This is a genomic window from Dietzia aerolata, from assembly GCF_014144865.1.
GTDB lineage: Bacteria > Actinomycetota > Actinomycetes > Mycobacteriales > Mycobacteriaceae > Dietzia > Dietzia aerolata.
Genome location: NZ_JAALDM010000168.1, coordinates 1 through 2,503 on the forward strand (window position 1 = coordinate 1; position 2,503 = coordinate 2,503).

2 protein-coding genes and 2 pseudogenes are annotated in these 2,503 nt (G+C 71.9%); 3 read left to right on the top strand and 1 reads right to left on the bottom strand.

The features are described from left to right. Positions 1-572, top strand: a pseudogene (locus G6016_RS10640) (hypothetical protein); the annotation flags it as partial. A 111-nt stretch (positions 573-683) separates the two neighbouring features. On the opposite strand, the gene upp reads toward G6016_RS10640, so the two are convergent. Beyond that, positions 684-1,307 carry a uracil phosphoribosyltransferase gene (gene upp, locus G6016_RS10645; RefSeq protein WP_182632634.1) on the bottom strand — a complete coding sequence of 208 codons (624 nt, stop codon included), beginning with the start codon at positions 1,305-1,307 and terminating at the stop codon, positions 684-686. A 113-nt stretch (positions 1,308-1,420) separates the two neighbouring features. Between upp and G6016_RS10650 the strand changes: the two genes are divergently transcribed. Then, on the top strand, positions 1,421-1,759 hold the full coding sequence (locus G6016_RS10650) for a type VII secretion target (RefSeq protein ID WP_182632635.1): 339 nt from the start codon (positions 1,421-1,423) through the stop codon (positions 1,757-1,759). 4 nt (positions 1,760-1,763) lie between these two features. After that, positions 1,764-2,503: pseudogene (locus G6016_RS10655) on the top strand (C40 family peptidase); the annotation flags it as partial.

Here is a 2,503-nt window from a genome sequence, read left to right on the forward strand (position 1 = left end):
GCGCCGGGCAGCCGCTGCGGTACGCGTACGAGGAGGCGATCGGGCACTGCGTGCTGCCGGACGTCGTGGCCGACAAGGACGGCATCTCCGCCGCCGCGGCGTGGTGCGCGATGGTGGGTTCCGGCGGCCCGACCGTCGGCGAGCGGCTCGCGGCGTTGGAGTCAGAATTTGGCGTACACGTGCGGCGCAACGACACCCTGCCGCTGGGGCCCGGGGCGGATGTCGCCGCGACGATGGCGCGGGCCGCCGACACCCTGGGCGCCATCGGCGAGGTGCGAATCTTGGACGGCACTCCCGGCTTCCGCGTGGACGTGGACGGCGCCCGCGCGGTGGTCCGTCCCTCCGGCACCGAACCGCTGCTCAAGACCTACGTCGAGGCCTGGGGCGCGCCGGGGTCAGCATCAGACGCCGAGTCGGAGGCCATGTCCGAGTCCACGGGTAATGCGGGGGCTCGGGACGGCGGGGCTCGGAAGGGCTCACGCGCCGAAGCCGAGCGCCGGCTGGATCAGCTGGCCGGGGCCGTCGCCGACGCGGTGGCCGGGGCGGTCGCTGCAGCGGTCACCGAAGACTGAGTGCGGCTCACCCCGCGTTTGGCCGAAACCAGTTGCGAGATTCGCGACGATATCGCGACCAGAGTCGTCCAAACTGACGCGGCGCCGCGGCTGAAGTACAGCCGCGGCTACTTAGCGCGGCCCGAAGAGGCGATCGCCGGCGTCACCGAGGCCGGGCACGATGAACGCGTCCTCGTTGAGCTTCTCGTCGATCGTCGCCGTGACGAGCGTGGCGGCCAGGCCCGAGGCGCGCACGAGGTCCACTCCCTCGGGCGCGCAGAGCACGGTCACCACGGTGATGTCGGTGGCCCCGCGCCCGGTCAGCGTCTCGAGGGTGTTGACCAGTGAGCCGCCCGTCGCGAGCATCGGATCCAGCACCACCACGTGGCGCCCGGCCAGGTCGTCCGGGAGGGAGCACAGGTAGGAGACGGGCTCGTGGCTCTCCTCGTCGCGGGCCAGGCCGATGAAGCCGACCTGCGCGCCGGGCAGCAGTCGGGTCGCCGGTTCCAGCAGTCCGAGGCCGGCCCGGAGCACCGGCACGATGAGCGGAGAGCCGTCGACCGCGACCCCGGTCGTCGTGGTGACGGGGGTGGTCACGGGGACCTCCACGGTCGGTACGGAGCGGAACGCCTCGTAACAGAGCATGGTCCCGAGGGCGTCCATCGCGGCCCGGAAGCCCGCGGTGTCGGTGGCGGAATCGCGCAGCGTACGGAGGCGATCTCCAACAAGGGGGTGGTCCACGACGATGATGTCCATGCCCGTCAGGATTCCACATCGACCTTTTTCCACGCTGGCTGGAACCGGATCGTCTCCCCTGGCCGTCGAACCCTGTGACGGGGGAAGAAGACAGTACTCAAGGGGGCAAGACCATGGCGGATGGGTCGTTCGAGGTCCATGTCGACGGTGTGCGGGAGTTGGGCACGGGGCTGACCACCCTGGCGGAGACGCTCGGGAGCGCGCTCGAGGCTGTCGATTCGGTACCGCTCGCGGCCGTGGCGCCGGTGCTGGGCCCGGTGGGTGCGGACTTCATGTCGGCACTGCTGGAGGCCACCTCGCGACACCGCGACGTGCTCGCCGGCGTGGCCCGGGTGTCCGACGCCGCCGGGGATCTGGTGCTGGATTCTGCCCGGCTGTTCGAGGACACCGATGCGTCCGGCGGCCGTGCCATCGGCAACGCCGGCGGGGACCTGACCGAGCGGACGGTGTGACCCGATGATCGCCAATGCCCTGGCCTACGTCGGCCCCATCAAACAGATCCTCGACCTGCTCTCCCAGGAGGAGTTCGTCCCCGCGGAGGCGCAGAACGTCATGGCGCCGGTCAGCGACGGGCTGGAGGTCGCCCAGCAGTTGGGGCCGCCCCTGGAGCGGCTCCTGTCGGAGTCGTGGGACTCGCTGGCCGCCTTGGGCGCTGCGCAGTCGATCGCCGAGGTCGGCCGGACGGTGGGTGCGCTGTCGGAGTCCGCGGTCGAGATCGCTCGGGTGACTGCGGTCGCCGCCGAGATCGTGGTGCGCGGGACGATCGAGGTAATCGGGATCGTCAACGAGTTCATCGCGCGTGCTGCCGCCCTCGGCCCCACCCTCGTGACTCCGCCCGGTCAGGCGGCGCTTCTGGGGCTGGCCGCCGAGCACCTGGCGCGCGGCATCCAGGTCGCCGAGCGTGTCCAGTCCGAACTCAGGGCGCCCACAGCGGAGATGCGGGCGATCGCCGCCGGGATCCCGCCCGCCCCGGGAATGCCCGGGATGATCGGCGACAGCTCAGAGGGTGGCGCGATCAACGCCACCACCGCTGCGTACTCGGGTTCCGGGCCGGGAACCTTCACGGCGGAGAACGCGGTCAGTACCGGGACCGGGACCTGGACCGGCGCCGAGGCGTACAGCGGCGGCGGGGCGTCCGGTACGGGCGCACTGGCCGGCGCCGTGGGCGGAGCAGCAGCGGGCGGTGGCGTCGCAGC